The 22,387-nt window shown below is 61.5% G+C and carries 17 protein-coding genes; 11 read left to right on the forward strand and 6 right to left on the reverse strand.

Annotation, left to right across the window (positions count from 1 at the left end; genetic code table 11):
• Nucleotides 1-112 precede the first annotated feature (112 nt).
• The 4 genes from HX830_RS02010 to HX830_RS02025 all read left to right on the forward strand — a co-directional run bounded on the left by HX830_RS02010 (nucleotide 113) and on the right by HX830_RS02025 (nucleotide 2,186).
• A complete protein-coding gene (locus HX830_RS02010; RefSeq protein ID WP_103494835.1) occupies nucleotides 113-469 on the forward strand; it encodes a response regulator in 357 nt (118 codons plus the stop codon).
• 37 nt (nucleotides 470-506) lie between these two features.
• On the forward strand, nucleotides 507-932 hold the full coding sequence (locus HX830_RS02015) for a cobalamin biosynthesis protein (RefSeq protein ID WP_152739530.1): 426 nt from the start codon (nucleotides 507-509) through the stop codon (nucleotides 930-932).
• Nucleotides 933-994: 62 nt separating this feature from the next.
• Entirely contained in the window at nucleotides 995-1,741 is a 747-nt protein-coding gene (gene cobM / locus HX830_RS02020) for a precorrin-4 C(11)-methyltransferase (RefSeq protein ID WP_152739531.1), read from the forward strand.
• A 19-nt stretch (nucleotides 1,742-1,760) separates the two neighbouring features.
• On the forward strand, nucleotides 1,761-2,186 hold the full coding sequence (locus tag HX830_RS02025) for an NUDIX hydrolase (RefSeq protein ID WP_103494832.1): 426 nt from the start codon (nucleotides 1,761-1,763) through the stop codon (nucleotides 2,184-2,186).
• A gap of 79 nt (nucleotides 2,187-2,265) precedes the next feature.
• Here the strand turns inward: HX830_RS02025 and nfuA are convergent, their stop codons facing one another.
• Both nfuA and HX830_RS02035 read right to left on the reverse strand, forming a co-directional pair.
• Entirely contained in the window at nucleotides 2,266-2,850 is a 585-nt protein-coding gene (gene nfuA / locus HX830_RS02030) for a Fe-S biogenesis protein NfuA (protein WP_100943656.1), read from the reverse strand.
• Nucleotides 2,851-2,907: 57 nt separating this feature from the next.
• Nucleotides 2,908-3,786, reverse strand: a complete 879-nt coding sequence (locus HX830_RS02035) for an EamA family transporter (protein ID WP_177098813.1) — start codon at nucleotides 3,784-3,786, stop codon at nucleotides 2,908-2,910.
• Between the two features lie 116 nt (nucleotides 3,787-3,902).
• Between HX830_RS02035 and HX830_RS02040 the strand changes: the two genes are divergently transcribed.
• A complete protein-coding gene (locus HX830_RS02040) occupies nucleotides 3,903-4,667 on the forward strand; it encodes an AraC family transcriptional regulator (protein ID WP_177098814.1) in 765 nt (254 codons plus the stop codon).
• Between the two features lie 9 nt (nucleotides 4,668-4,676).
• On the opposite strand, the gene HX830_RS02045 is transcribed toward HX830_RS02040, so the two are convergent.
• Entirely contained in the window at nucleotides 4,677-6,968 is a 2,292-nt protein-coding gene (locus tag HX830_RS02045) for a fatty acid cis/trans isomerase (RefSeq protein ID WP_177098815.1), read from the reverse strand.
• A 154-nt stretch (nucleotides 6,969-7,122) separates the two neighbouring features.
• Here HX830_RS02045 and metH point away from each other — a divergent pair, with 154 nt between their 5' ends.
• A complete protein-coding gene (gene metH / locus HX830_RS02050) occupies nucleotides 7,123-10,833 on the forward strand; it encodes a methionine synthase (RefSeq protein WP_177098816.1) in 3,711 nt (1,236 codons plus the stop codon).
• 51 nt (nucleotides 10,834-10,884) lie between these two features.
• Nucleotides 10,885-11,103 (forward strand): DUF2970 domain-containing protein, encoded by a 219-nt coding sequence (locus HX830_RS02055; RefSeq protein WP_103494827.1) that lies wholly within the window; start codon nucleotides 10,885-10,887, stop codon nucleotides 11,101-11,103.
• A 7-nt stretch (nucleotides 11,104-11,110) separates the two neighbouring features.
• On the opposite strand, the gene HX830_RS02060 is transcribed toward HX830_RS02055, so the two are convergent.
• On the reverse strand, nucleotides 11,111-12,184 hold the full coding sequence (locus HX830_RS02060) for an ABC transporter substrate-binding protein (RefSeq protein WP_177098817.1): 1,074 nt from the start codon (nucleotides 12,182-12,184) through the stop codon (nucleotides 11,111-11,113).
• Nucleotides 12,185-12,824: 640 nt separating this feature from the next.
• Between HX830_RS02060 and HX830_RS02065 the strand changes: the two genes are divergently transcribed.
• Together HX830_RS02065 and HX830_RS02070 are read left to right on the forward strand one after the other, a co-directional pair.
• On the forward strand, nucleotides 12,825-14,483 hold the full coding sequence (locus HX830_RS02065) for a nitrite/sulfite reductase (RefSeq protein WP_177098818.1): 1,659 nt from the start codon (nucleotides 12,825-12,827) through the stop codon (nucleotides 14,481-14,483).
• Entirely contained in the window at nucleotides 14,467-14,961 is a 495-nt protein-coding gene (locus tag HX830_RS02070; protein WP_100943648.1) for a DUF934 domain-containing protein, read from the forward strand. The genes HX830_RS02065 and HX830_RS02070 overlap by 17 nt, the downstream gene beginning before the upstream one ends.
• Before the next feature lie 41 nt (nucleotides 14,962-15,002).
• On the opposite strand, the gene HX830_RS02075 is transcribed toward HX830_RS02070, so the two are convergent.
• Nucleotides 15,003-19,856, reverse strand: a complete 4,854-nt coding sequence (locus tag HX830_RS02075) for an NEL-type E3 ubiquitin ligase domain-containing protein (RefSeq protein ID WP_256350370.1) — start codon at nucleotides 19,854-19,856, stop codon at nucleotides 15,003-15,005.
• A 128-nt stretch (nucleotides 19,857-19,984) separates the two neighbouring features.
• Entirely contained in the window at nucleotides 19,985-21,007 is a 1,023-nt protein-coding gene (gene sohB / locus HX830_RS02080; protein ID WP_177098820.1) for a protease SohB, read from the reverse strand.
• 208 nt (nucleotides 21,008-21,215) lie between these two features.
• Between sohB and HX830_RS02085 the strand changes: the two genes are divergently transcribed.
• Both HX830_RS02085 and HX830_RS02090 read left to right on the forward strand, forming a co-directional pair.
• Nucleotides 21,216-21,926, forward strand: a complete 711-nt coding sequence (locus HX830_RS02085) for a histidine phosphatase family protein (RefSeq protein WP_103498880.1) — start codon at nucleotides 21,216-21,218, stop codon at nucleotides 21,924-21,926.
• A gap of 62 nt (nucleotides 21,927-21,988) precedes the next feature.
• The gene (locus tag HX830_RS02090; protein WP_177098821.1) at nucleotides 21,989-22,303 is read left to right on the forward strand and encodes an SCP2 sterol-binding domain-containing protein; all 315 of its coding nucleotides are present in this window, start codon (nucleotides 21,989-21,991) and stop codon (nucleotides 22,301-22,303) included.
• Nucleotides 22,304-22,387: the final 84 nt, after the last annotated feature.

Genomic DNA, 22,387 nt, shown 5'->3' on the forward strand with positions numbered 1-22,387 from the left:
TTTGTTTTTTTTGTACAAGTGTGGGAACTTGTCCGACCTGGTGGCTTACTGATGCAGAAGGCAGAGCATTTCAGCGGCCTTGATCCACCCTTCACTTTTGGGATACCCCCTTATGCCAGCAGCCACCTCCACCATCCTTGTTGTCGAAGACGATGCCATTGTGCGCATGCTGATCGTCGACGTCCTGGAGGAACTGGAGTTCCATGTCCTGGAGGCCGACGGCAGCGACAAGGCCCTGGATATTCTCAGACAGGCCGATACCCGTATCGACCTGCTGATGACCGATGTCGGACTGCCCGAAATGGATGGCCGCGAGTTGGCCAAGGCCGCCTGCCAGATGCGCCCCGGGCTGCCGGTGCTGTTTGCCAGCGGCTACGCCGAAAGCATCGAGCTGGCGCCCGGCGTGCAGGTGATCGGCAAGCCCTTCTCCATCGATCAGCTGAGACTCAAGATCAAAAGCATTCTATAACTCACTCCAGCCCCGCCATCCCCCCCGAGCCTCACCCATGACACAAACCCAGACAACGCCGATCCTTGCGATTGGCCTCGGCTGCCGCCAGGGCTGCAGCGCTTCGACCCTGCAGGCGTTGCTGGAGCAGTCGTTACAGGCCCATGGAATCGACCTCAAGGCGATCAAGGGGCTGGCGAGCATTGACGGAAAAAAGGCTGAGCCGGGCCTGCTCGAACTCGCGCAGCGCCTGAACCTGCCGCTGGTGTTCTTCAGCGCGACCGAGCTGGCGCCTTACGAACCACGCCTCAGCCATCGTTCCCGCCTGGCCTTCGAGCAGACCGGCTGCCATGGCGTGGCCGAAAGTGCCGCGCTGGCCCTGGCCGAACAGTTGGGGCAAACACGGGCGAACCTGCTGGTTTCACGGCAGAAGAACCCCATGGCGACCTTTGCGCTGGCCTGGACCGGGCAAAACCCTAGATAATCCCCTCCTCCTGCATGAACATCGTTCATGTGAGGCCCTGTGCAGTCCGTCCAGAGAGTGTCATGACCGTCTATTTCATTGGCGCCGGCCCCGGCGACCCGGAACTCATTACCGTCAAGGGCCAACGCCTGATCCGCAGTTGCCCGGTGATCATCTACGCCGGCTCCCTGGTGCCCGAAGCCGTCCTGCAAGGCCACTGCGCCAGCCAGGTGGTCAACAGCGCCGAACTGCACCTGGAACAGATCATCGACCTGATCAAGGCGGCCGATGCCCTGGGCCAGGACGTGGCGCGGGTGCATTCCGGGGATCCGTCGCTCTACGGCGCCATCGGCGAGCAGATCCGCCCCCTGCGCGAACTGGGCATCGCCTATGAAATCGTCCCCGGCGTGACCGCGACCGCCGCCTGCGCGGCCCTGCTCGGCGCCGAGCTGACGCTGCCGGATATTTCCCAAAGCGTGATCCTGACCCGTTATGCCGACAAGACCGCGATGCCGGCCGGAGAAGAGTTGGCCAGCCTGGCCCAGCACCGGGCGACCATGGCGATTCACCTGGGGGTCAAGCATCTGGCTAAAATCATCGAGGAGTTGCTGCCGCATTACGGCGCGGACTGCCCGATCGCGGTGATCCATCGCGCCACCTGGCCCGATCAGGACTGGGTTGTGGGGACGCTCGCGGATATTCAGGCCCAGGTCGAGGCCAAGGGCTTTCGTCGCACGGCCCTGATCCTGGTGGGGCGCGTGCTGGGCAGCGACCACTTCAGCGAATCTTCGCTGTATCGGGCCGGCCATGCCCACCTTTATCGACCTTGATCATTTGGGGGATAACACCATGTCCGAACCGCTGTTCTCCGGCGCCAAGCTGGCCCTGCTCTGCGGCGACGAGCTGCTGACCTATCTGCGTGACATGAAGGACAGCATCCCCTATCCCGGGCATTGGGACTTTGCCGGCGGCGGTCGTGAAGGTGAGGAAACACCGAGCGAATGCGCGCTGCGGGAGCTGGACGAGGAGTTTTCCCTGCGTATCGGGGCTGAGCGCATCGAATGGGCACGGCGTTATCCCAGTGTCACCCAGCCCAATACCCATTCGTGGTTCCTGGTGGGGCAACTGAGCCGCAAGGAAATCGAGGCGATCCGGTTTGGCGACGAAGGCCAGTATTGGCGAATGATGTCGATTGTCGAGTACCTGGAGCACCCGTTGGGTGTGCCCTATCTGCAGGAGCGGTTGCGTGACTATCTGGAGAATACAGCCCGCTGAATGACCTCCATAGAAAAACGGTGCTCACGGGCACCGTTTTTTTATCCAACCGGACACAGCGAACGCCCTGCTACCGAACTCAGTAGTAGGCGTTTTCTTTCTGCGTATGGTCAGTCACATCACGTACGCCCTTGAGCTCGGGAATCCGCTCGAGCAAGGTGCGCTCGATGCCTTCGCGCAAGGTCACGTCGGCCTGGCCGCAGCCCTGGCAACCACCGCCGAACTGCAGCACGGCGATGCCGTCTTCAACCACCTCGATCAGGCTGACCTGACCGCCGTGGCTGGCCAGCCCCGGGTTGATTTCGGTTTGCAGGTAGTAGTTGATACGCTCGTTGACCGGGCTGTCGGCATTGACCATCGGCACCTTGGCGTTTGGCGCCTTGATGGTCAACTGGCCGCCCATACGGTCGGTGGCGTAATCGACCACGGCATCATCGAGGAAGGCTTCGCTGAAGGAATCGATCCACGCGGTGAAGCTTTTCAGCCCCAGCGCGGTGTCTTCAGGTTTTTCTTCACCCGGCTTGCAGTAGGCAATGCAGGTTTCGGCGTACTGGGTACCCGGCTGGGTAATGAAAACGCGGATGCCGATCCCCGGGGTGTTCTGCTTCGACAGCAGATCAGCCAGATAATCGTGGGCGGCATCGGTAATGGTTATGGCGCTCATGGAATCTCCTCACAGACTTGCCGCCAGTTTACGCCAATCGAGCCGCCGGACAAAGTCCTAGTATTTTTGTCGGGAAAGCAGGGCTCGCCAACGGATCGCCCCCACCAGCAACGCCGAGAAAATCAGCGCGCTGGCGATCCAGCCCGCCGGGCTTGGCCAGGTGCCGAGCAACAGCATCGAGCCGACAATGGCAAATACCGGAATCAGCAGAGACAGCGGTGCTACCCGCGACAGCGGGTATTCGCGCAACAACAGGTTCCAGCCCCAGTAACACAGGTGCGTGGCGCCATAGACCTGGAACGCCAGGGAGAACAGCAGGCCCGGCCCGACCTGATCCGGCAGCGCGACGAAGGGCGCCGCGCCGTGCTTGAGCCAGGTGAGCAGGAACAGCGGCAGCGGCGCGAACAGACTGGCCCAGACCACGAAGGCGAACACCTCCTTGACCCGGGACAGCTTGATCAGCACATTGCCCAGGCTCCAGGCGACGGCGCTGAGCACGATCAACAGCAACCCGGCGCGGCTCTCGCCCGCCGGGCTGTCGCACAGCACGCAGGCCAGGCCCAGGGCCGCCAGCAGTGCGCCGAGCAGCTGGGACCCGCTCAACGACTCGCGAAACAGCAACACGCCCCAGCCCAGGGTGAAGAAGGCGCTGGTCTGGATCAGCAGCGCCGCCGTTCCGGGGGGAACCCCCAGGCTGATGCCGAAGTTGATCAGGCCCCACATGGCGACCCCGAAAATCAGACCGTAGGCGACGATCCAGGACATGGCCACTTGCGGCCGGCGAATGAAAAACACCCACGGCAGAGCGGCCAGGGTAAAGCGCAGCGCCGTCAGCAGCAGCGGATCGATGTGGGTCAGGCCCAGCTTGGTGATGGGAAAGTTCAAACCCCAGACAGCCGTGACCAGCACGGCGAGCAACAGGTGTTTTTTCTGCATGGCAAACCATCCGGATAGTCAGGAACGGCGATATGACTCGCCGGTACCCGACTACTTTGCCGATGCCCGTACTGGCCCGCTTGCAATGCAAGGTCAACTTCAATTAAAAATGGGCCATGCCTATTCTCACCACCGACTTTTATCCCAGCACCTCACGCGAGGTGGTCGTCACCCGCCACGACTATGCCGACAACCAGGGATTCGACCACCATAACCACGAACGCGGCCAGTTCGCCTATGCCGCCTGTGGGGTGATCACGGTATTTACCGACCAGGGCGACTGGGTCGTGCCGCCGGGGCGCGCCATCTGGGTTCCGGCCGGACTCCCTCACGCCATGTGCATGCGCGGCCCGGTGACCATGCTCAACGCTTATATTCTGCCGGCCGCCCAGCAACGTCTGGCGCTGGCCGAAGACTGCCAGGTACTGGGGGTTTCCGAGCTGCTGCGGCAGTTGCTCGAGCAGGCGGCGCAGGTCCCGGCCCCGCTCAGCGAGCGCGACGAGTACCTGCTGGGCCTGTTGCTCCACGAAATCGCCAGGATGCCGAAGCTGGCACTGAACGCCCCGCTCCCCAGGGAACCGCGCCTGGCCAGGATCTGCCGCCGCTTGCTCGACCAGCCATCCCTGGAAATCGCTATCGACGAGATGGCTCAAGGCGCTGGCATGAGCCGGCGTACCTTCACCCGGCTGTTCCGCCAGCACACCGGCGTCAGCTTCGTCGAATGGCGCCAACAGGCATGCCTGCTGGCGGCGATCGTCCGCCTGGGCAATGGCGAAGCGGTGACGCGAGTAGCCATGGAACTGGGCTACAGCAGCCCGAGCGCCTTTGCCACGGCATTCCGCCGGGCGCTGGGCGAATCGCCCAGTCGCTATTTCCAGTGACCCCTGCCCTCAAAGGTTCTCGTAGCGGTTCATATCCAGCACCCCGGCGTTGACCGGGTCGGTTTCCTGCAGGTAAGTCGTCAAATCATGGAAATACTGCCAGAACTGCGGATGACTGCGACGAATCCCCCAGCGCTGGACGATCTTTTCGAAGTTCGCGGCGTCCTTGGACTGCTCCATGGCATCGACAAACTCAGGCACCTGATCGGCGGGAATATTGAACATGAAATTCGGATAGCTGCTGAGGATCCCGGGATAAATGGTCACGGTGTCCAACCCCGGCTGATAGCGAGAAGCCTCGCCAAGCATAAAGGCCACGTTGCTGTGGGCACGGTTGCGCAACAGGCTGTAGATCTCACGCTTGCCGCTACGGCTTTCAATGCGCAGCATCGTGGCCTCCGGCAACTGTTCGACAACCTTGAGCCCGGCCGCCGGCCGCGAAGTCAGGCGACTCAGTGACTGTTCGGCCTCCTGCAATCCCGGGTCGATGTTCGGGCGCGAACAGTACGCGCCCTCACATCGGTTGATCGGGTCCGGGTGCGCATTCAGATCGCCGTAACGCACCAGCAGTTGCCTGACGAAGTCGCCCTTCGGATCCTTTTCATCCAGCTTCAGGGCGCTCGGCTTGCTGTCGTCGATACGCTCGTAGTCCAGCCACATCTTCAGCTTGCCGCCGTTCTGGTACCAGTCGTCGAGGTAGCCGTCGCGGGAATCCGCCGGCATCAGGCGCAGGAAGTTCTGCTCGGCACCGTTGCGGATCAGGTCGAAGTACAGCCGGGTCTGCGCCTGATGGGACACATTGCCGAACACGTCGAAGTTCACCACCAACTGGTAATAGGTCCGCTCCAGCAGCGGGTAGTCGAACAGCCACAGGGTTTGCGGTACCTCGCCGATCAGGCCCTTGCTCACCGTGGCGCTGTCAAAATGGCGGAAAATGCTCAGCAAGGCATTGTCGTTGCCGGCCCACAAGCTCGACCAACTCGGGGCCCGGACAGTGGCGTAGACATCCCTGCGCAAGGCCTCATACTCGTTGCGCTTGTCGCGATAGGCCAGCCACAGGCTCAACACACTGCCGACATCGTCATTCTGCCCCGGCGTCGCCAGCAGCGGCGTCGCGGCCCCGCGATAAACCGCATCGGTGATGTACAGATCATGTTCCGGGGCCTGGAAAAATACCCAGAAGTTGTCACGAATCACGTCGGTAGCAATCTGCCCGCGACAGACCGGCCCACGGATAAAGGTGTCGACGAAGTATTCGGCGTTATCGAGCATGAACTGATAACGCGCCGCCACCGGGATCGCCTCGAAGGTTTCGAAGGGGTTGGCCCGTCGCTGCGGGCCGTAGCCCGGCGAGGCCGTGACCTGCCAGTTGCCGCTGTAGAACAGGGTCTTGATCCGCGCCATCTTCGCCGCGCTCAGGGCATAGGTGATATGGGTCTTGTACACGATCACGCCCTGCACCGGCCATAACCGGTAATACACCTGGATGCCCGGGTCATCGTTCGGCTGGCGGGTGTTGATCAGTTCGATCGGCTGGCCGCTCGGCGTGCGCGAACGCACCCACTGGAAAAAGTGTCCCGGCTCGCCCCCCTCGAAATAGATGTGCGCCAGGAACCAGTGTTCATAGAGCCAGCGCCCCACCAGGCTTTCCCGGGCTCCCGGAGCGTTGAGCAGGTTTTCCCATTGGGTAATCTGCAACGACTCCCTGGCACTCGGTGCCAGGGCCTGTTCATCCATCGGCGCGCCGGAGGCCAGCCAACGTTGCAAGGTCTGGTACTGCTGATCGGTCAGCCCGGTCACGGCCAGCGGCATGCCCTCTTTCGGGTGGGCATCGGCATAGACCTCGAACTCGCCGGGCATCGGACACATATTCTCGCGGTTCAGGCCCAGTACGATGTCTTCCGGCAGCTTGGCATTGGGCTGCAAGGGCGTACGATGACCCAATTCCAACATGCGCGACATCAGGGCGGCCTGGCTGCCCTGGGCATCCAGCACGGAGTAAAACTGCTTCTGTTGCCATTGGCGCGGGGTATGGGCGTCGATATACAGGCGCGTGGGCTGGGAGGCCTCGCTGCGGTTGCCGTTATACACCGGAATCTTCGACGCACCGCGCGCCGCGCCCTCGGCGCTGCCCAGATTGAGCTGGCACGCCGCGTCGTAGCACGCATGGCAAGCCACGCACTTCTCGGCGAAGATCGGTTGAATGTCGCGGGTATAGGAAATCGCCGGAGCCGAATCTTGCGCCTGGGTGATACTGCTAAGTACCAGCAGTAGGAAAGCGCTGAAAAAACGGTACGGCATGGCTCTGATCCTTGAAGTAAAAACACGACGATTCTACAGCCTCATTGCGCCTTAAACATGAGCGATATTCATGAAAAACCTTGGAATGCTCTAAAAGCGCACAGGTTTGCTATCATCGCGGCTCTTCTGTATCCGTCCTTTCCAGGTAGTTTCCATGTCCGATCGCAGCGTTCGCCTTCAAGCTCTCCAGAAAGCTCTCAAAGAGCGCATCCTGATTCTCGACGGCGGCATGGGCACCATGATCCAGAGCTACAAGCTCGAGGAACAGGACTATCGCGGCAAACGTTTCGCCGACTGGCCCAGCGATGTAAAGGGCAACAACGACCTGCTGGTCATCACCCGCCCGGATGTGATCGGCTCGATCGAGAAGGCCTACCTGGATGCCGGCGCGGATATCCTGGAAACCAACACCTTCAACGCCACTCAGGTGTCCCAGGCCGACTATGGCATGGAAGCGCTGGTCTACGAACTGAACGTGGAAGGCGCGCGCCTGGCCCGCAAGGTGGCCGACGCGAAAACCCTGGAGACCCCGGACAAGCCACGTTTCGTCGCCGGCGTGCTCGGCCCGACCAGCCGTACCTGCTCGCTGTCGCCGGACGTGAACAACCCCGGCTACCGCAACGTGACCTTCGATGAACTGGTGGAGAACTACACCGAGGCCACCAAGGGCCTGATCGAAGGCGGCGCCGACCTGATCCTGATCGAGACCATCTTCGACACCCTCAACGCCAAGGCCGCGATCTTCGCCGTGCAAGGCGTGTATGAAGAGCTGGGCTTCGAACTGCCGATCATGATTTCCGGGACCATCACCGATGCCTCCGGCCGCACCCTGTCCGGCCAGACCACCGAAGCCTTCTGGAACTCCGTGGCCCACGCCAAGCCGATCTCGGTGGGCCTGAACTGCGCCCTCGGCGCCAGCGAGTTGCGCCCTTACCTGGAAGAGCTGTCGAACAAGGCCGGCACCCACGTGTCCGCGCACCCCAACGCCGGCCTGCCAAACGAATTCGGCGAGTACGACGAACTGCCGGAAGAAACCGCCAAGGTCATCGAGGAATTCGCCCAGAGCGGTTTCCTGAACATCGTCGGCGGTTGCTGCGGGACCACCCCCGGCCATATCGGCGCCATCGCCAAGGCGGTGGCCGGTTACGCGCCACGCCCCATTCCGGATATCCCAAAGGCGTGCCGCCTGTCCGGCCTGGAGCCGTTCACCATCGATCGCCAGTCGTTGTTCGTCAACGTCGGCGAACGGACCAATATCACCGGTTCCGCCAAGTTCGCCCGGCTGATCCGCGAGGACAACTACACCGAAGCCCTTGAAGTCGCCCTGCAGCAGGTGGAAGCCGGTGCCCAGGTGATCGACATCAACATGGACGAGGGCATGCTCGACTCGAAGAAGGCCATGGTCACCTTCCTCAACCTGATCGCCGGTGAGCCGGATATCTCCCGCGTACCGATCATGATCGACTCCTCCAAGTGGGAAGTGATCGAAGCCGGCCTCAAGTGCATCCAGGGCAAGGGCATCGTCAACTCCATCAGCATGAAGGAAGGGGTCGAGCAGTTCATTCATCACGCCAAACTGTGCAAGCGCTACGGCGCCGCCGTGGTGGTGATGGCCTTCGACGAAGCCGGCCAGGCCGACACCGAAGCGCGCAAGAAGGAAATCTGCAAACGCTCCTACGACATCCTGGTGAATGAAGTCGGCTTCCCACCGGAAGACATCATCTTCGACCCGAACATCTTTGCCGTCGCCACCGGCATCGAGGAACACAACAACTACGCCGTCGATTTCATCAATGCCTGCGCCTATATCCGCGACGAGCTGCCCCACGCACTGACCAGCGGCGGCGTGTCCAACGTATCGTTCTCGTTCCGCGGCAACAACCCGGTACGCGAGGCGATTCACTCGGTGTTCCTGCTGTACGCGATCCGCAACGGCCTGACCATGGGTATCGTCAACGCCGGCCAGCTGGAGATCTACGACCAGATCCCGGCGGAACTGCGTGACGCCGTCGAGGACGTGATCCTCAACCGCACCCCGGAAGGCACCGACGCCCTCCTCGCCATCGCCGACAAGTACAAGGGCGACGGCAGCGTCAAGGAAGCCGAGACCGAAGAGTGGCGTGGCTGGCCCGTCAACAAGCGCCTGGAACATGCGCTGGTCAAGGGCATCACCACCCACATCGTTGAAGACACCGAAGAGTCGCGCCAGTCCTTCAAGCGCCCGATCGAAGTGATCGAAGGCCCGCTGATGTCCGGCATGAACATCGTCGGCGACCTGTTCGGCGCCGGGAAGATGTTCCTGCCCCAGGTGGTGAAGTCCGCCCGGGTGATGAAGCAGGCGGTGGCCCACCTGATCCCGTTCATCGAACTGGAAAAAGGCGACAAGCCGGAAGCCAAGGGCAAGATCCTCATGGCCACGGTCAAGGGCGACGTCCACGACATCGGCAAGAACATCGTCGGCGTGGTCCTCGGTTGCAACGGCTACGATATCGTCGACCTCGGCGTAATGGTCCCGGCGGAGAAAATCCTCCAGGTGGCCAAGGAGCAGAAGTGCGACATCATCGGCCTGTCCGGGCTGATCACCCCGTCGCTGGATGAAATGGTCCATGTCGCCCGGGAAATGCAGCGCCAGGACTTCCACCTGCCGCTGATGATCGGCGGCGCGACCACCTCCAAGGCCCACACCGCGGTGAAGATCGAACCGCGCTACAGCAACGATGCGGTGGTCTATGTCACCGACGCCTCCCGCGCCGTCGGCGTGGCGACCCAGTTGCTGTCCAAGGAACTCAAGCCCGGCTTCGTCCAGAGGACCCGCGAGGAGTACGTCGAGGTCCGCGAGCGCACCGCCAACCGCAGCGCCCGTACCGAGCGCCTGAGCTACCCGGTGGCCGTCGCCAAGAAGCCGCAGTTCGACTGGAGCACCTACCAGCCGGTCAAACCGACCTTCACCGGCACCAAGGTGCTGGACAATATCGATCTCAGGGTCCTCGCCGAATACATCGACTGGACCCCGTTCTTTATCTCCTGGGACCTGGCCGGCAAATTCCCGCGCATTCTCGAGGATGAAGTGGTCGGCGAAGCCGCGACCGCGCTCTATGCCGATGCCCGGGAAATGCTCGACAAGCTGATCAACGAGAAACTGATCAGCGCCCGCGCGGTGTTCGGCTTCTGGCCGGCCAACCAGGTGCAGGACGATGACCTGGAAGTCTACGGCGCCGATGGCCAGCCACTGGCCAAGCTGCATCACCTGCGCCAGCAGATCATCAAGACCGACGGCAAGCCGAACTTCTCCCTGGCCGACTTCGTCGCGCCGAAAGACAGCGGCCTGACCGACTACGTGGGCGGCTTTATCACCACCGCAGGGATCGGCGCCGAAGAAGTCGCCAAGGCCTATCAGGACAAGGGCGACGACTACAACTCGATCATGGTCAAGGCCCTCGCCGACCGCCTGGCCGAGGCCTGTGCCGAGTGGCTGCACCAACAGGTGCGGAAAAACTACTGGGGTTATGCCAAGGACGAGCAACTGGACAACGACGCGCTGATCAAGGAGCAGTACAGCGGCATTCGCCCGGCGCCCGGCTACCCGGCCTGCCCCGACCACACCGAGAAAGGCACCCTGTTCGCCCTGCTCGACCCGGCGGCCAGCGAAGGCAAGGCCGGCGACAGCGGCGTGTTCCTCACCGAGCACTACGCGATGTTCCCGGCGGCGGCGGTCAGCGGCTGGTATTTCGCCCATCCGCAGGCGCAGTACTTCGCCGTCGGCAAGGTCGACAAGGACCAGGTCGAAAGCTACACCGCGCGCAAGGGCCAGGAGCTGAGTGTCAGTGAGCGCTGGCTGGCACCGAACCTGGGCTACGACAACTAACGGGAGAATTGTCTATGCTCTCCACACACAACCTTGTGTGTGGAGGACTCCATGGACGATCCGCTCGACAACAAGCCGCCGACCTTCTGGCAAATGCTCCATAGCGTCATGGCGGCGGCCTTTGGCGTACAAAGCGGGAAAAACCGTGCCCGTGACTTTACCCATGGCAAACCGAGCCACTTCGTGATGATTGGCATCCTGTTCACCGCGATCTTCGGTCTGACGCTCTACGGGGTGGTCAAGCTGGTGCTGCACTTCGCCGGGGTCTGAGCCCGTCTCAGGGCAGTACGGTTTTCAGAGAGAACGGATAGCGGTAGCTGTCTGGCTTGCCCCGGGCACTCAGGGCCTTGAAGTCGACGTGGTAATCTTCGCCGGCACTGAGCTGCAACAGCTTCCTGGCTTGGGCCTTGTCGATCAGTTCAAGTGCCGGGAGCAGCCGCTCGCGGCCACCATAGCGGGTAAAGTCGATCCCGTCGGCATGGTCACGCAGCAACACCATTGCCCAGCCGCCCAGGGCGAAATGCCCGGCCACCAGCACGCTCAAGCGCCCGTCGATGCGCGCCCGGAGAACCTCCGGGGAGCTGTTGACGGCACTGAACAGGACATCCTGCCCGGGCCGGCGGCCGGCCTTTTCAAAGGCGGCCATGGCGCCCAGGGCCATTTCATCGTTGGCCGCCCAGACCAGTGACGTCTGCGGATAGCGCCGAATCATCTGCTCGGCTTGATCAAAGGCGCGGGCGCGACTCCACTCGCCGTAGACCAACTGCCGCAGATGCACCTGCGGGAACTCCGCCAGCGCCCGACGCAGGCCTTGCTCGCGCAGTTGCGAGGCCGGAGTGAGCTTCATCCCGGCAAAGGCCAGCAGGTCAATGGGCTGGCCGGGCGCCTGCAACGAGCGTTGCCGGACTAGCTCCTTGAGCATCAGGTAGCCGCCCTGTTCGTCGTTCTGCACCATGCTGCCCAGCAGCTCCGGTACGTCACCGAGCCGCTCGCTCTGCTCCGCGGTCAAGCGGTTGTTGACAATGAACAGCTTGACCCCGCGGCCCTGGGCCATCCGCAGGATTTGCGGGGCCACGGACTGCTCATTGACGAATATCAGGTAATCGGGAGGGTGCGTGGCCTGCAGGGTTTCGTAAGCCTGGGCGAGACTGGTTTGCGGGTCGCGCTCGCCATAACGCACCGTCAGGTCCATGCCGAGATTGCTCGCGGCCGCCTGCATGAAATGGGCATAGCTGACCCAGAACGGCTCCGTGGAATAACCAGGATTGAGAAACACCACCGTGGTGGCCTGGGCCACCATCCAGAACGGCAGGCTCAGGATCAGCAAGCCTTTGCAGAGAGTCTTCAGCATGTCACCGCGCCCCGGAAAATAGCGGCGTATCATACAGGCAAATTGCCTGTACCTTGCGGCAGACCATCGGAATTGTCCGACAACTCTCACCATAAAAACGCTACGGAATGTAGGAGCGAGCTTGCTCGCGATGGACGTCAACGATAACGCGGGGCCTCGGATAAGCGCAGTGCCCTTGCGTTCATCGCGAGCAAGCTCGCTCCTACAGTTACGGCAGATTGTGCATCCGTGTGACGGCAGGTGCCGCCTTATTTGTGACTGACCCAGAATACAGCGGTGGCCACCACCAGGATGATCAGGAACAGGATCGCCCAGGCATCAACCGTGCTGTCGCTTTTCCTTGCTTTGACTGGATTGCTCATCGCATCGCCTCTTGTCGGTTTTATCGGTGATTGCTGCAAACTCGCTGATAGTTAAGTAGAGAATTGCCCATACCACAAACAGGGTTATGGTTCGTCGACGAACGTTAGTCGTTTTGGTTCTGTGCATATACTCAAACATCACTTTTACGCATAACTGCAAACTGCTATCGTGCGCCGGCTCCGTCAATGGAGTGCGCGGCCGTGCGCGCAGAATTGTTGAGATACCCCGGGGGCCTGGAGCGCCGGGGGTATTTATGAAGCCTGAGAACAGGATCTATATGTACGTATACGACGAGTACGATCAGCGGATCATCGAGGACCGCGTCAAGCAGTTCCGTGATCAGACCCGACGCTATCTGGCAGGTGAGCTGAGCGAAGAAGAGTTCCGCCCGCTGCGTCTGCAAAATGGCCTGTATGTCCAGCGTTTCGCCCCGATGCTGCGGGTTGCCGTGCCTTATGGTCAGCTGACATCGCGCCAGGCGCGAATGATGGCGCGGATCGCCCGCGACTACGACAAGGGCTACGCCCACGTCAGTACCCGGCAGAACGTGCAGTTCAACTGGCCGGCGCTGGAAGACGTGCCGGAGATTCTCGCCGAGCTGGCCACCGTGCAGATGCACGCGATCCAGACCAGCGGCAACTGCCTGCGCAACGTCACCACCGATCAGTTTGCCGGTGTCGCCGCCGACGAGTTGATCGACCCGCGCCCTTGGTGCGAGATTGTCCGCCAGTGGACCACCTTCCACCCGGAGTTCGCCTACCTGCCGCGCAAGTTCAAGATAGCCATCAACGGCTCGACCTCGGACCGCGCGGCCATCGAAGTCCACGACATCGGCCTGGAGCCGGTGCATAACGCCGCCGGCGAACTGGGCTTCCGGGTCCTGGTCGGTGGTGGCCTGGGCCGTACCCCGGTGGTCGGTGCCTTTATCAACGAGTTCCTGCCGTGGCAGGACCTGTTGAGCTATCTCGATGCCATCCTGCGGGTCTACAACCGCTACGGCCGTCGCGACAACAAGTACAAGGCGCGGATCAAGATCCTGGTCAAGGCCTTGACCCCGGAAGTCTTCGCCGAGAAAGTCGACGCCGAGATGGTCCACCTGCGCGGCGGCCAGACCACCCTCACCGAGGCAGAAGTCCATCGCGTCGCCAAGCACTTCGTCGACCCGGACTACAAGGTCCTGGACAACCAGGTCGCTGAACTGGCCGAACTGGACCAGCAGCACCCGGGTTTCGCCCGCTGGCGCACTCGTAACACCCTGGCCCATAAAAAGCCCGGCTATGTGGCCGTGACCTTGTCCCTCAAGCCCACCGGCGTAGCCCCGGGCGACGTGACCGACAAGCAATTCGATGCCATCGCCGACCTGGCCGACCGCTACAGCTTCGGCCAACTGCGCACCTCCCACGAGCAGAACATCATTTTCGCCGACGTGGAACAGAGCCAGTTGTTCACCCTCTGGGGCGAACTGCGCGAAAACGGTTTCGCCACGCCGAACATCGGCCTGCTGACCGATATCATCTGCTGCCCGGGCGGCGACTTCTGCTCCCTGGCCAACGCCAAGTCGATCCCGATCGCCGAGTCGATCCAGCGCCGCTTCGACGATCTGGACTACCTGTTCGATATCGGCGAACTGGACCTGAACATTTCCGGTTGCATGAACGCCTGCGGCCACCACCACGTCGGCCATATCGGCATTCTCGGGGTGGACAAGAAAGGCGAAGAGTTCTACCAGGTGTCCCTCGGCGGCAGCGCCAGCCGTGACGCCAGCCTGGGCAAGATCCTCGGCCCGTCCTTCGCCCAGGAGGCCATGCCCGACGTGATCGAGAAACTGATCGACGTCTACGTGGAAAAACGTACCGAAGACGAACGCTTCATCGACACTTACCAGCGAATCGGTATCGACCCCTTCAAGGAGCGCGTCTATGCAGCGAATCATTAAGAACAACGCCGTTATCGACGAGACCTGGCACCTGCTGCCCAAGGACGCGTCCTTCGACGGCATCTCCAACTGCGACGACCTGATCGTGCCGCTGGCCCTGTGGCGCGAGCACGCCCACGCACTCAAGGCCCGCGACGGCGGCCTGGGCGTGTGGCTGGACGCCGATGAAGAAGCCGAGGAAATCGGCGATGACGTGCAACACTTCCAGGTCATCGCGCTGAACTTCCCGGCCTTCACCGACGGCCGCAACTACTCCAATGCCCGCCTGCTGCGTGACCGTTACGGTTACAAGGGCGAGCTGCGGGCGATTGGCGATGTGCTGCGCGACCAGTTGTTCTACCTGCACCGTTGCGGTTTCGACGCCTACGCCCTGCGTGCGGACAAGGACCCCTACGAAGCCCTGGAAAGCCTCAAGGACTTCTCGGTGACCTACCAGGCCGCCACCGACGAACCGCTGCCGCTGTTCCGTCGCCGCTGAAGCTTGTCCGGCCGGGTGCCTCCAGGCACCCGCGCCGGGCTTCAAGCATCCAGCTCCTGCGCTGGGATTCTCTCGAGCACCTCTTCGGTCAACGCCAGCGTCTCCCTGGCCTGGGCTTCCCGCCAAGCCCTGAGTTGATCCCCCATCTGGGCCTCCAGTTCGATATCGATGAACTCATGCCAATGGGGATCACTTCTGCTCGTACGCCGGGCATCCAGCGCGGACACAGCAGCCTGGTGCTGCGCATCAATCCCCTTGAATCGCGAAGGGTTATGCTCCTTCAGGTAGCTGGCCCAGAACTCGCGATCGGCCAAGGCCCGCGCATACGCCGGGGTCCGCTCCCGGGCCAGGACCTTGGCATAAGCCGCGTCCAGATGCTGCTCCGTCACCCGGGCCAACTCAGTAAACGTCATGTGTTTGGGCTGTCCCGGCAAGCGAAGTCGCTCCGTCAGACCGATGCGGTAGGCCAGCCTCACCTCCACCGGGTCGACCCCTGACGCATCGGGCAACTTCAACCGCGCCTCGATATCCGTCTGAGCCAGGCTCTCGACTTCATCCAGGCGCCACAATCCCCGGGACAGCTTCAACAGATTCAGTTCGGTAGTCGCCGGGGTGCCCACGACCATGGCCCTCGCCTGATTCACCAGGACCCGGATCTCCATGTCGCTGAAGATCAGTTCCGCACCATCGGAGCAGGTCTGCGGATGGGACGCCGAGACAAACAGCTCCTCGCGCAGTTCACTGTATTGACTGACCGCCTCCACGACCTGCCAGACCCGCAGGCTCAAATCCTCGCGCGCCTCGCGATATTCGGCGGTGACACTCAGGTCCGCCAGCAGCTTGAAAAAGTCCGCGGAACCTTGCTGCCGATGCAGCAACTGCCATTGCTGTTCTTTCAGAACCTTCTGCTCGGCGGATATGGCCCCCAGCCAGTTGTCGCACTCGCGAAGCGACGTGGTTCGACGCAGGGCATGGGGGTGCCGCCGGCCCGGCATATCGATGCCGAAATTGATGCCGGTTTCGCGTTCGTAACGCTGCAACCGCAGCATGCCCTCGACCGAAAGCGCCGGGTTGTCATGAAGGTGGGTAATCCGGTTGATGGAGACCGGCCCGGAGTAAACCGCCTCGGGGATGGTCGAAATCCGATTGCCCCGCAGATCCACACGCTGCAGGTTGCTCAACCCCGGCAGCCCGACAGGCCAGCGATCCAGCTCGGTATGACGCAACAACAGGGTCTCCAGCTGGCTCATCTGGCTGATATCGGGGGGCTGGACCAGAGGGTTATCCGAAAGATTCAGGAATTTCAGCCGGGTCAGCCGGGTCAACACCTCCGCGCTCTGGCGGTTCAGCACAATCTGGTTGCCTGGCAGGTGCAGATGGATCAGTTCGGACATCTGCCCCAACTCCACCGGCAGGCTACCCAGATGGTTGAAGCCCATGGACAACCAGCGCAACTGCCTGAAGCAGGATAAAAATGAGACTTCGGTGCTGGCGACGGCCATATCATTCATGAACAGAAAGCCCACATGACTGAAGTCGGCGCTGATCGCCGGCAAGTCTCCGACCCGCATGCCCAACAGGTCCAGTTCGTAGAAGTACTGTCCACCCAACCGATTGCGGTTGGACTGTTTTCTCCAGCAGGCCAGGATCGCATCGGCCACCCGCTGCTTGTTGTCGAGGGCCACGGGAGCGACTTGCAAGGTGCCCCGCACACGCCTCCAGGTCTGGCGCTGCACCCATTTATCCAGTGTGGTGAACAACACCTCATACTCCCCCCGCAGGCGCTCGAGCTCCACCAGGCAGGCAGACTCGGGCAGGTGGAGTGAAGTGAGAAAACGACCCACCTCTTCCGAGGAGAACCCCGGATACAAGTCACGCACACGCCCGATCAATCGCTCGGAATACCCCAGGACCCTGCCGACATCGCTCATCGGGTAACCGATGCGCCCGGAGGCCAGGCGCATCGGTGGCCTGAACCTGCGACTGAAAGGCGACAGGCCCAGCGTATCCTGGGCGGCATAAGGATCTCGGGCAACCTGGGCGACAATCTGTTCTTTCAGCCAGGCGCCTCGCTCCGCACCGCGGAATCCGAGGGCAACGCGATCAGGCTCCGGCAAGGCACGCACCATCGCGTCGAATATGTTATCGGCCCTGCCCAGGAGCGTCCCCGAGTGATCGAAGGCGTTGTACTGTCGACCGACCTTGAGAATCACCCGGGGCGTGGTGATATCCGGATCCCCCGCCGTTTCCAGCGCCTCACTGGTAAAGCGCTGTTCTCGCAACTCAATCCGCAACCCCTTGGCCGGCCAGCCGGGTAATCGCCCAAGCGTATGCAGTGCAAGACGGTCTGCCAGGGCGTATTGCGGGGCCAGCAAATACCAGCTCTCGCACACCCGGTTAAGCCGCAACTGCTTGAGGTACCAGCTAATTTCCTCCGAGAACCGTAGCGGCACCCGCTCGCTCAAGAGATCGAGTTCGGCGCTGTTGGCATGGGCGATCAATTCCCGGGCGACACTTCCCGGTAAGCCGGGGAACACCCCGAGAATACGATTGACCCTGTCGTCGTCGGTTTTCTCGCTCGCCGCGTACAACTCGTCGAACAACCATTGCCTTCGCTGCCCGGCCCATTGCCTGAGGCGTTGGCTCAGTACCCGGACACGCCGCCCATTGTCCGTCAGCTCCGCACCGAACAGCGTTTGACGCTCAGGCTCGCTCAACATGTTCAGCGTCGACTGGAGCAGGTTGCCATTCTTGAGCTGCGACTCGATGATCTGCAACGAGGAGAACTGCTCGCCCGTGCGCCGACCGTACTCCTGCATGACTTCACCCAACCCATTGAACACCTGGACGACCCGGTTTTCCGGCCAGTCGGGCAACGATGTCAGTACCCGCAAGCGCAGATCGCCCTGCTCCAGCGTTCGCGATAGGGCGTCGGGCACCTCGCCGATAAAATCGCTGATGGCCTGGTCGATCCTGAAGCGCTTGATCGTATCGAGCAGCAGCGCGGGCACCGGCTGATTGTCCGCCAGGGCTTTGCGCAAGACATTCTCCTGAGCGGAACAGAACTGGCGGATCTTCAAACGCAGCTGGTTGCCGAGTCCGACCATGGGCTCGCCGAGGCGGCGGAACAATTGCTCCACGGGCCAGTCAGCGACGCGCTCGTAAATCGTTTGCCAGACACCCGTACGGTTGAACCTGAGCGGCACGGCGTGAAACGCTTCGCCTTCCGGGTGCTCAATCTGCCATTGCAGGCGAGCCCGGTCATACCTCACGGCATATACTTTCCCTTCCAGCGGCAGATAGAGGTTGTCCTGGAGCGGATAAAGCCCCATCGCGTCGGCCTCGAGATCCTCAGGCAAACGGATATCACGCTCATAGGGGGCAAGATCGGCTCTCCACAAGCGGCGCCGACCTCCCGGCGCTTCAACGGGAATCAAGGCATCGACTGAAGACGGGGACAGCGTCTTGAACAGGGCCTTGCCGCCCTTCACCACCACCGCCCCGGCCGCCAACAGGGCGAGGTCTTCGACCACCCCCAGCAGATAGCCGAGGGCCTCGCGTTTTTCCCCGAGTTGCCAAGCCGCGAATCCGTCATAGACCTCCACGACCATCTTCACCGCCGCCGCCGCCAGGATGATCTGACCGATTACCGGCACGAACGATAAAGCCAGCGCCAACAGGCTCAGACCGGCTTCGCGGTAGGCGTCCAGACGCGCCTGGCGCACCCGGGCGTCGACGTCGGCCGTGGGCACCGCCAGCAGCCGCGCGTGCGCCTTGATCTGACGGTAGCGTTGCTGCTGGAAACTTTCGAACAGATCGCCTTCGATGGGTACTTCGGTCAGCGGGATATATTGGAAAATCGCCGGCACGGGCGGCCAGGTTCGATCCTGGGAAAGCAATCTGGTATTGAGGGTTCGCAGGAACCGCAGCCGGTGCTCCTCGGGGACGAAACGGGCGAAAAACTGCCGATAAGACGGGTCCCGAAGTTTCAGCGTCAAATCATGTTCAAAGAGGAGAAAATGCCGGTAGTACTTCAGTGGACCACGCGGGTCATCCGGAATATAGGCAATACAGGGTAAGGTCGAGTCCTCCGCCAGTTTCGCGCCGATGACCACCCATCCGCTCAACTCGATATCGAACATTTTCATCCGACTGTGATGCAGGAGTTCGCCACCCAACCTCAAACCTGCCTGCCCCTTGACCAACTCCAGCAGTAAAGCGTAGGTCGTCGCGGTGATCTCCCCCTTCATGTAGGCGATATCGGCGGTCACCGCCAAGGTCTGCTTGTCATACTCGGCAAAGTGCTGTTTTACCGACAAAGCTCCGTTGGCCGACGGCTGACCGGGAGGATTGAAAACACTGTCGATATGCGCCTGGTACAAGGCCCCCAGGTTCAGCGTTCGACAAGCCCAGGCAAAGTCTTCCGGTGCAAGCGCAGTGTTGATGCCCGCAGCGCCAGCGGGAAACTGGATAACCGCCTTGCCTGACAACGCTCCCGACAAGGTCTCGCCAGCCTCGAAGTTCTGCAAGGCCGCCTCCAGCAGCGTCTGACTGTGGGAGAAGGTATAGAACTTATCCTCGAAGATACTGGACAGGTAAGTAGCATCGACCCTGACAAAGCGGGCACTTTGCAAGTCCTGGCCGCTGTTGATCTGTCTTTCCAGCGCCTGGACCAGAAGTGGCGTACAGAACACATCAATCTTCTGCAACTGCGCCATGATCCGCCGGACTTCATGTCTCGACGTTTCCAGGGCCAGCAGATGTTCGCGAAATAACAGGCGTATTTCCGGAGCGGCTCGGTAGAGCCAACTGGGAATCTTCTCTTTGATCGTATCGAAATGAATACCTGCCTCGGCAGGTATCCGGCTGTACTCAACGACGTTTGTTTCTTCCATGGCAATCAACCTGGATATCCATTAGAGATTCCAGCTTATTGAGTGTTTGCCATGGAGGGGGGGGTACTTATTTGAGGGTCGGATGGTTTCTGTCCGAGACGATTGACAGAAACCATCGAGGTAGCGGTTTACCAGAAACGTTGCTGGGTCAAACGACTCCACCCATTGACCAGCACACGCTCCAGCGAGCTGCTGGCCGCCAGCCCGACGCGCTCTTGCAGGCTCTTGCGTTCGGCATAGTGCAGATGGAACAACTCGGCATGTTTTGCGCGGTCGGACAGGTATTCATCGCTGGTCTTCAGTTCGTCCACCAACTGCTTGTCCAGGGCCGCGACACCCAGCCAGATTTCGCCGGTGGCCACTTCATCGATGGCCAGTTGCGGGCGGTACTGCGAGACAAAGTTCTTGAACAGGCGATGGGTGATATCCAGGTCCTGCTGAAACTTCTCACGGCCTTTTTCAGTGTTTTCGCCAAACACGGTCAAGGTGCGCTTGTACTCGCCGGCGGTCAGCACTTCAAAATCGATATCGTGCTTCTTCAGCAGCTTGTTGACGTTGGGCAACTGCGCCACCACGCCGATAGAACCGAGAATGGCAAAGGGCGCGCTGATGATCTTGTCGCCGATGCAGGCCATCATGTAGCCGCCGCTGGCCGCGACCTTGTCGATGCAGATGGTCAGCGGTACGCCGGCCTCGCGGATACGCGCCAGTTGCGAGGAGGCCAGGCCATAACTGTGGACCATGCCGCCGCCGCTCTCCAGGCGCAACACCACTTCATCCCTGGGCGTGGCCAGGCTGAGCAGTGCGGTGATCTCATGACGCAGGCTTTCAGTGGCCGAAGCTTTGATATCGCCGTCGAAATCCAGCACGAATACCCGTGGCTTGGACTCCGGCTGCTTCTTGTGTTTTTTCTCGCTCTTGGCCTGCTGCTTGCGCAGGACCTTGAGCTGGTCCTTGTCGAGCAGGCTCTGCTCCAGGCGCTCGCGCAGACCCTTGTAGAAATCGTTGAGCTTGCTGACCTGCAACTGCCCCGCCGACCGGCGCCGACCTTTGCTGCGTAGCGTGGCCGCGGTCACCAGGACCACGACGATCGCGATAACCAGGGTAACGGTTTTAGCCAGAAAACTTGCGTACTCGGCAAGAAACTCCACGGTGACTCCTTACAAAATCAGGCGGCCCCCGTCTGTGGGGGCTCACGACCGGTCCAGCATACCGTCGAGGCGGCCTTGCGGCCAGTTGTGGCACCGCCTGAATTGTGTCTCTAACAAACATTTCAAACGAGCGTATGTTTTTTTATTGACAGGCTTCCGCCATCCTCATAACCTCGCCAGACCTTCAACGTACCGGGACGACGCGGACGTGGGCAGCATTTATCTGATTCGACATGGCCAGGCCTCCTTCGGTGCGGACGACTACGACGTGCTCTCGCCGATCGGTATTCGCCAGGCCGAGGTCCTCGGTAAGCACCTGGCCGACCTGGGCCTGAGCTTCGACCGTTGCCTGGCCGGCGACCTGCGCCGCCAGCAGGATACCGCGCTCACCGCCCTGGCGCAGTGCGACGGCGCCGGCCTGTTGGTCCCGCCCCTGGAAACCGATACAGCCTTCAACGAGTTCGACGCCGACGCGGTGATCCGCGCGCTGTTGCCCGGCTTGCTGCCGGATGAACCCGAAGCCCTGCACATCCTGCGCAACGCCGCGCAAAACCGTGGCGAGTTCCAGCGCCTGTTCGCCCTGATCATCGAGCGCTGGCTCAGTGGCCAGCATGACACCCCGGAGCTGGAAAGCTGGCTGGGGTTTGTCGCCCGGGTCGAGGGCGGGCTGCGGCGGATTCTCGAACAGGCCGACAACAGCCAGAAAATCGCCGTGTTCACCTCCGGCGGAACCATCACCGCCCTGCTTCACCTGATCACCCGAATTCCAGCCAGGGAAGCCTTCGAGCTGAACTGGCAGATCGTCAACACCTCGCTCAACCAGCTCAAGTTTCGCGGTCGCGAGGTGGCCCTGGCGTCCTTCAACAGTCAAGCGCACCTGCAACTGCTGAAGGCCCCGGAGCTGATCACCTTCCGATAAGCTCCGGCCCACCGTGACCCTTGTGGGGTCGTCGCCGTATTTACCCATAAAAGGATCGAACCATGACCTCTGTAGCCCATGCTGCAAAAGCAATGAAAGACAAGTTCAAGCCGGCCGCCGCTGCCGGCCTGGACGTTGTCTTCGGTTTCCGTATCGACAATGACCAGCACTTCTCGCTGATCGTCAAGAACGGTACCTGCGAACTGCTGGAAGGCGAAAACCCGGACGCCAACGTGACCCTGGTCACCGACGGCGAAACCATGAAAGGCATCGTCAGCGGCGAAACCGATGGCATGCAGGCATTCATGGGCGGCAAACTGAAAGTTGAAGGCGACATGATGCTGTCGATGAAGCTGAGCGAACTGTTCTCGGACTGATCCACGCCAGCAAGCGATTGCAGCAACAGCCGAGCCCCATGTGGGAATGGAGCTTGCCCGCGAAGCTTTTGGCCGCCTCAAGGG

The organism is Pseudomonas gingeri (assembly GCF_013385425.1).
In the GTDB taxonomy this organism is placed as follows: Bacteria; Pseudomonadota; Gammaproteobacteria; order Pseudomonadales; family Pseudomonadaceae; genus Aquipseudomonas; species Aquipseudomonas gingeri_D.

What these genes read in the sequence shown, in the direction of transcription:
- HX830_RS02010 (WP_103494835.1), top strand. Translation starts at nt 113, where the DNA reads ATGCCAGCAGCCACCTCCACCATCCTTGTTGTCGAAGACGATGCCATT.
- HX830_RS02015 (WP_152739530.1), top strand. Translation starts at nt 507, where the DNA reads ATGACACAAACCCAGACAACGCCGATCCTTGCGATTGGCCTCGGCTGC.
- cobM (WP_152739531.1), top strand. Translation starts at nt 995, where the DNA reads ATGACCGTCTATTTCATTGGCGCCGGCCCCGGCGACCCGGAACTCATT.
- HX830_RS02025 (WP_103494832.1), top strand. Translation starts at nt 1,761, where the DNA reads ATGTCCGAACCGCTGTTCTCCGGCGCCAAGCTGGCCCTGCTCTGCGGC.
- nfuA (WP_100943656.1), bottom strand. Translation starts at nt 2,850, where the DNA reads ATGAGCGCCATAACCATTACCGATGCCGCCCACGATTATCTGGCTGAT.
- HX830_RS02035 (WP_177098813.1), bottom strand. Translation starts at nt 3,786, where the DNA reads ATGCAGAAAAAACACCTGTTGCTCGCCGTGCTGGTCACGGCTGTCTGG.
- HX830_RS02040 (WP_177098814.1), top strand. Translation starts at nt 3,903, where the DNA reads ATGCCTATTCTCACCACCGACTTTTATCCCAGCACCTCACGCGAGGTG.
- HX830_RS02045 (WP_177098815.1), bottom strand. Translation starts at nt 6,968, where the DNA reads ATGCCGTACCGTTTTTTCAGCGCTTTCCTACTGCTGGTACTTAGCAGT.
- metH (WP_177098816.1), top strand. Translation starts at nt 7,123, where the DNA reads ATGTCCGATCGCAGCGTTCGCCTTCAAGCTCTCCAGAAAGCTCTCAAA.
- HX830_RS02055 (WP_103494827.1), top strand. Translation starts at nt 10,885, where the DNA reads ATGGACGATCCGCTCGACAACAAGCCGCCGACCTTCTGGCAAATGCTC.
- HX830_RS02060 (WP_177098817.1), bottom strand. Translation starts at nt 12,184, where the DNA reads ATGCTGAAGACTCTCTGCAAAGGCTTGCTGATCCTGAGCCTGCCGTTC.
- HX830_RS02065 (WP_177098818.1), top strand. Translation starts at nt 12,825, where the DNA reads ATGTACGTATACGACGAGTACGATCAGCGGATCATCGAGGACCGCGTC.
- HX830_RS02070 (WP_100943648.1), top strand. Translation starts at nt 14,467, where the DNA reads ATGCAGCGAATCATTAAGAACAACGCCGTTATCGACGAGACCTGGCAC.
- HX830_RS02075 (WP_256350370.1), bottom strand. Translation starts at nt 19,856, where the DNA reads ATGGAAGAAACAAACGTCGTTGAGTACAGCCGGATACCTGCCGAGGCA.
- HX830_RS02090 (WP_177098821.1), top strand. Translation starts at nt 21,989, where the DNA reads ATGACCTCTGTAGCCCATGCTGCAAAAGCAATGAAAGACAAGTTCAAG.